The sequence below is a fragment of the Micromonospora sp. NPDC003776 genome (assembly GCF_053605645.1).
Window position 1 is genome coordinate 1 of the sequence record NZ_JBSGJR010000417.1, and the last position, 6300, is coordinate 6300.

At 71.1% G+C, this 6300-nt stretch carries 6 protein-coding genes; 5 read left to right on the top strand and 1 reads right to left on the bottom strand.

The window, feature by feature from the left end:
* Positions 1-256 precede the first annotated feature (256 nt).
* Complete coding sequence (locus ACWEVO_RS26680; protein ID WP_452310258.1) at positions 257-1243, top strand: LacI family DNA-binding transcriptional regulator; 987 nt, start codon at positions 257-259, stop codon at positions 1241-1243.
* A gap of 65 nt (positions 1244-1308) precedes the next feature.
* Entirely contained in the window at positions 1309-1431 is a 123-nt protein-coding gene (locus tag ACWEVO_RS26685) for an RICIN domain-containing protein (RefSeq protein WP_452310254.1), read from the top strand.
* Between the two features lie 387 nt (positions 1432-1818).
* Here ACWEVO_RS26685 and ACWEVO_RS26690 read toward each other — a convergent pair whose 3' ends face one another.
* Positions 1819-2031, bottom strand: coding sequence for a hypothetical protein (locus tag ACWEVO_RS26690; RefSeq protein WP_452310255.1), 213 nt, complete (start codon positions 2029-2031; stop codon positions 1819-1821).
* Positions 2032-2705: 674 nt separating this feature from the next.
* Here ACWEVO_RS26690 and araB point away from each other — a divergent pair.
* From araB to ACWEVO_RS26705, 3 genes are all read left to right on the top strand, one after another.
* Positions 2706-4388 carry a ribulokinase gene (gene araB, locus ACWEVO_RS26695; protein WP_452310256.1) on the top strand — a complete coding sequence of 561 codons (1683 nt, stop codon included), beginning with the start codon at positions 2706-2708 and terminating at the stop codon, positions 4386-4388.
* The gene (locus tag ACWEVO_RS26700; RefSeq protein WP_452310257.1) at positions 4385-5077 is read left to right on the top strand and encodes an L-ribulose-5-phosphate 4-epimerase; all 693 of its coding nucleotides are present in this window, start codon (positions 4385-4387) and stop codon (positions 5075-5077) included. Before araB ends, ACWEVO_RS26700 begins: the two co-directional genes overlap by 4 nt.
* A 114-nt stretch (positions 5078-5191) precedes the next feature.
* Positions 5192-6190: an ABC transporter substrate-binding protein gene (locus ACWEVO_RS26705; protein ID WP_452310259.1), complete on the top strand. Its 999-nt coding sequence runs from the start codon at positions 5192-5194 to the stop codon at positions 6188-6190.
* Positions 6191-6300: the final 110 nt, after the last annotated feature.

Genomic DNA, 6300 nt, shown 5'->3' on the forward strand with positions numbered 1-6300 from the left:
GCCGAAGCGGTGCGGAGCGCCGAAGCGGCTCTGCGGGCATCTGCCGGTGGGCCGCGCCGCCGCGGGCCGGCGCCGTGCCTCGGCGGGCACGCCGGAGGCCTGGGCGTACACTGGCGCTGACCTTGTGCGGGGCTGCCCTGGATGTTCACTCAGGGTGGGTGCAGGGCTGCGGATGGTGCGTCCAGCCGCTCCGGCGTCGACCGCCGGAGCGCGGTCGGGGCTTGCGGGGAGGGTGAGGGCCGTGCGGGGTCCCGCGATGACGGATGTGGCCCGCCTTGCCGGGGTGTCCCATCAGACCGTGTCGCGGGTGCTCAACGGGCACCCCAACGTGCGGGAGCAGACGCGGCTGCGGGTCCAGGCGGCGATCGCCGAGCTGGGCTATCGGCCGAACCGGGCCGCTCGTGCGCTGGTCACCGGCCGATCACAGGTCATCGGGGTGGTCGCGCAGAACACCACGCTGTACGGCCCGGCGTCGTTGCTGGCGGCGCTGGAGCAGACCGCCGCCGAGGAGGGCTTCGCGGTCAGCGTGGGCAGCGTCCGCGATCTGGACCAGGTCTCCATCTCCGCGGCCGTGGAGCGGCACCTGGCGCATCGGGTGGCGGGAATCGTCGTCATCGCTCCGGTCGAGTCCGCCGGCGAGGCGCTGGAGCATCTGCCGAAGGACGTTCCCCTGGTGACGGTCGACGGTGACCCCCGCCGTCCGGTCCCGGTGGTGACGGTGGACCAGGTGGCGGGCGCGCGCGAGGCCACGCGGCACCTGTTGGAGGCCGGCCACCGGACGGTGTGGCACGTCTCCGGGCCCGCCGACTGGTTCGACAGCGCCGGACGGATCGAGGGCTGGCGGGAGGCGTTGCGGGCGGCGGGCGCCGAGGTGCCGCCGCTGGTTTCGGCGGACTGGTCGGCGGCGTCGGGCTACCGGTGCGGGCAGATGCTGGCGCGGATGCCGGAGGTGACCGCGATCTTCACGGCCAACGACCACCTGGCGCTGGGTGTGCTGCGGGCGTTGCACGAGTACGGCCGTCGGGTGCCGGACGAGATCAGCGTGGTGGGCTTCGACGACGTCCCGGAGGCGGCCTACTTCATCCCGCCGTTGACCACCGTCCGGCCGGACTTCGCCGCGGTGGCCCGGGCCAGCCTGGAGCTGCTACTGGCGCAGCTCGAGTCCGGTGGGGTGGGTGAGTTGCGGCAGACCATCGCGCCCACCCTGGTCTCCCGGCAGAGCGTCGGCCCGCCGCCCGGCTGACCATCCCGGCGGCGTGCTGCCGCTCGCGAACCGCCGGGCGGAGCCGTGCCCGTGTCCCGGGACGGTTGATCAACCGGGGGACCGGTACGGCTCTGGACGGGATGGGCAACGGCACCGTCGGGTCGACGGTGTGCATGTGGGCGCCCAACGGCAACACGAACAACCACTGGACCATCCCCGCCCTCTGACCAAGCCTGATCGCGCGGCCCGACCACGTCGGGCCGCGCAATCGCGTTGACGCACCTGCCCAGCCGCCTTGATCAAGTCGGCGCGCGGCAGACAGTGAGGATGGTGGGGTGGGTCGCCGGGCTGGTATGACTCACGGCAGACCGACGGTTGCTGTCCTCATCCCGATCCGTCGACCAAGCCCGGTGGCCTCGCGAGCTGCATGTCACCCGTCTGCCTGACCAGTGACGGAAGGCCTCAGCGAGCAAGAGATCCTCCGCTAACTCAAGCGCTACATCGTCCGCGACGTCTCCACCGCCCTGGCCGCAGACTTCGCCGCCCTGACCGCTTGACCTGCACGGGAGCATCGGGATGGCAGCCAGCAGGTTGCCTGCCCGCGGGAGGCTCGCTTACATGCTGGAGTTGTCGGGCATGTGACGGCTCGCTGCCTGGCCCTGCACGAAGTGACGTGCTGCCTCGTGTCGATCGTGGTCGGCGCCGGCTTGGTGGACCGCAGCGGAATCCTCATCCGGAGAGAGCCGATTCCGGTCCCGCCAGACCACGAAGACGACAGCCGCGGCCATCAGCAACAGGAGCACCGCGAGAGTTACCATCGCCGTCATGCCATCGACGCTAACGCATGCGCGCCAGCTCCAGCGATCACAGAGGGTGCGGGCTCGGCGGCGGGCGGTTCTGCGCGACGGCCGGCCAGAACGGACCGCAGCGATCGGGACATGAAACGTCGGCCTGTCGGCCGCAGCCCGGCTTGATCAACTCGGCATGCGGCGAAGCGGCCCCTGAAGAGCAACGCAGACCACAACATGCCGCAACCCGAGTGGATCAAGGGGCCTGCCGGGACCCCGAGCACCAAGCGGATCGCCGCCGCCCAAGGCGAGTGGGTCGAGTTGTGATCGTTCACCATGGCCGGGCGGAGTGCGACGCTCGGTGAGCTGGGCGGGGCCGGCGGTGCGAGGCGGTCGGTGCGGCGCGGCGCGGTCGATCCGCGCCGAGAATTTCCGGCTCCGTGCCGGCCTGCGGAGTGCGCCGTCGCGACGAGGGGGCGGGTTAGCGCTAACAGCTCTTCGGTCCGTCGCCGCGCATCCCGCATGGCGGGGAAGAAACGGGGCGAGATATCGACATCTGTGAACGTTAACATTCGCCGGCCGCTTCGGGCCGGTCCGATCGAGGTGGCCCGATGGGATTCGGGGTCCGGGCCGTTACGGGACTGTTGCCATCGCATCTTGACCAACGCCGATGTGAGCGCTAACAATGTGAGCCACGGCACGCGGAGGTGGAGATGATGGGTGTGGACGGACCGGGCGACCGGTACGTCGTCGGGGTCGACTTCGGGACGCTGTCGGGCCGGGCGTTGGTGGTCCGGGTGGCCGACGGGGCGGAGCTGGGCACCGCGGTCCACGAGTACCGGCACGGAGTGATCGAGTCGGCGTTGCCGACCAAGGTGCCGCTTCCGCCCGACTGGGCCCTGCAGGACCCCGAGGACTACCGGGAGGTGCTTCGCCGTGCGGTGCCGGCCGCCGTGGCCGCCGCGGGGATCGACCCGGCCCGGGTGATCGGGATCGCCACCGACTTCACCGCCTGCACCGTCCTGCCCACGCTGGCCGACGGCACCCCGCTGTGCGAGGTGCCCGAGCTGCGGAACCGGCCGCACGCCTGGGTGAAGCTGTGGAAGCACCACGCCGGACAGCCGCAGGCCGACCGAATCAATTCCCTCGCCGAGGAGCGCCGCGAGCCGTGGCTCGGCCGGTACGGCGGGAAGATATCCGCCGAGTGGCAGTTCGCGAAGGGCCTGCAGCTCCTCGACGAGGATCCCGAGATCTACCGACGCGCGGCACGGTTCGTCGAGGCGGCCGACTGGATCGTCTGGCAGCTGTGCGGCGTGGAGACGCGCAACATCTGCACCGCCGGCTACAAGGGCATCCGCCAGGACGGCCGGTACCCGTCGCGGGAGTTCCTGGCGGCACTGGATCCCGGGTTCGCCGACTTCGTCACCAAGCTGGACGGTCCGCTGCTGCCGATGGGGGCGCGAGCCGGAGGCCTCACTGCCCGGGCCGCGGCGTGGACGGGGCTGCCGGAGGGCATCGCGGTCGCGGTCGGCAACGTCGACGCCCACGTCACCGCCGCCTCGGCGCAGGCCCTGGTGCCCGGCCACCTGGTCGCCATCATGGGCACCTCGACCTGTCACGTGGTCAACGGCGTCGACCTGGCGGGGGTGCCGGGTATGTGCGGCGTGGTCGAGGGCGGGATCAGCCCCGGCGCCTGGGGGTTCGAGGCCGGACAGAGCGGCGTCGGCGACATCTTCGGCTGGTTCGTCGACCACGCCGCACCCGCGGGTGCGGACTCGCACGAGCGGCTCTCGGAGCTGGCCGCGGCGCAGCCGGTCGGTGCGCATGGACTGCTCGCCCTGGACTGGTGGAACGGCAACCGTTCCCTACTGGTCAACCACGACCTGAGCGGGCTCATCGTCGGCCTCACGCTGGCCACCCGCCCAGCGGACATCTACCGGGCGCTGCTGGAGGCGACGGCCTACGGCACCCGCATGATCATCGAAGCATTCGTTGCGGCGGGGGTGCCGATCCGCGAGCTGGTGGTGGCCGGCGGCCTGACCGCCAACCGGCTGCTCATGCAGATCTACAGCGACGTGACCAACCGGCCGTTGAGCCTGCTCGGATCCGCGCAGGGGCCCGCGCTGGGCTCGGCGATCCACGCGGCGGTCGCCGCCGGCGGGTACCCGGACGTCTACGCGGCCTCGGCCGCGATGGGCCGCGTGGATCGCGACGCCTACCGGCCGGATCCCGGGCGGGCGCGGGCGTACGACGCGCTCTACGCCGAGTACCGGTCCCTGCACGACCACTTCGGGCGCGGCGGCGACGACGTCATGTCCCGCCTGCGCGCGATCCGCAACGCCGCCGTCGACCGGTCGGCGGCCCCCGTCCCGACGCCGCTGGAGGTGGTCGCGTGAGTGCCGAGCTCGATGAACAGCTGCGGCGGCTGCGGGAGAGCGTCGCCCGGTTGCACGGCGAACTCACCCGCTACCGCCTGGTCGCCTGGACGGCGGGCAACGTCTCCGCCCGGGTGCCCGGCCACGACCTGATGGTGATCAAGCCGAGCGGCGTCGACTACGACGACCTGGCCCCGGAGAACATGGTCGTGTGCGACCTGGACGGCGCCGTGGTCGAGGGCGACTTCGCCCCGTCGAGCGACACCGCCGCCCACGCCTACGTCTACCGCGCGATGCCCGAAGTGGGCGGGGTGGTGCACACCCACAGCGCGTACGCGACCGCCTGGGCGGCCCGCGGCGAGCCGATCCGCTGCCACCTGACCGCCCAGGCCGACGAGTTCGGCGGCGAGATCCCCGTCGGACCGTTCGCCCTGATCGGCGGCGACGACATCGGCAAGGGGATCGTGGCGACCCTCGCCGGGCACCGCTCACCGGCCGTGCTCATGCGCAACCACGGCGTCTTCACCATTGGCCGGGATGCCCGCGCCGCGGTGAAGGCGGCGGTGATGTGTGAGGACATCGCCCGCACCGCGCACCTGGCCCGGGCGCTCGGCGAGCCGCTGCCGATGGCGGCGGAAGACGTCGACGCCCTGCACGACCGCTACCAGAACGTCTACGGACAGCGACCCCCCTCACCCGCGAGCCCCTGACGGCCGCCCCGATCGCGCGGCGGCCTCATCGGGGCCGGCCGCGTCGCACCACCCTGGACACCACCTCTGACACCACCACCCCGCTCACCCCCGAGGAGATTTGCGGTGAAGAGAATGAGGAACCACCTGCCGTCCCGCAAGGTCATCGCGGTGCTCACCGCCGCGTTGCTCGCCACCGGCATGGCGGCCTGCGGCAACAGCGACACAGGCGACAACGGCGGCAAGGGCGGCGACGGCAAGATCACGCTGGGCTTCTCCCAGGTCGGCGCGGAGAGCGGCTGGCGTACGGCGAACACCACCTCGATCAAGGAGGCCGCGGCGTCGGCCGGCATCGACCTGAAGTTCGACGACGCGCAGCAGAAGCAGGAGAACCAGATCAAGGCCATCCGCAACTTCATCCAGCAGAAGGTCGACGTGATCGCCTTCTCGCCGGTGGTCGAGTCCGGGTGGGACACCGTGCTCAAGGAGGCCAAGGACGCCAAGATCCCGGTCATCCTCACCGACCGGGCGGTCGACTCGGCCGACAAGTCGCTGTACAAGACCTTCCTCGGATCGGACTTCGTGAAGGAGGGCCGACTCGCGGGCGAGTGGCTGGTGGACAAGGAGAAGGCCGCCACCGGCCCGGTCAACATCGTCGAGCTGCAGGGCACGACCGGTTCGGCGCCGGCGAACGACCGGAAGAAGGGCTTCGCCGAGGCGATCGCAGCCAACCCGAACCTCAAGATCATTGCCTCCCAGTCCGGTGACTTTACCCGCGCCGGCGGCAAGCAGGTGATGGAGCAGTTCCTGAAGGCCAACCCGAAGATCGACGTGCTGTTCGCGCACAACGACGACATGGGCCTGGGCGCCCTGGAGGCGATCACCGCGGCCGGGAAGGTGCCCGGCAAGGACATCACCATCATCACCGTCGACGCGGTCAAGGACGGCATGCAGGCCCTCGCCGACGGCAAGTTCAACTTCATCGCCGAGTGCAGCCCCCTGCTCGGTCCCCAGCTGATGGACCTGGTCAAGAAGGTGCACAACGGCGAGGAGGTCCCGGCCCGGATCGAGACCCAGGAGACCACCTTCACGCAGGAGCAGGCCAAGGAGGCGCTGCCCAACCGGAAGTACTGACCGGACCACGGGGTCGCCGATGCCGCAGATCGACCGGTGGTACGACGCGGCGAACCTATGGCTGGACCCGCCGTCCTGAGGACCTACCAGCCGGATCGGATGGTGTCGAC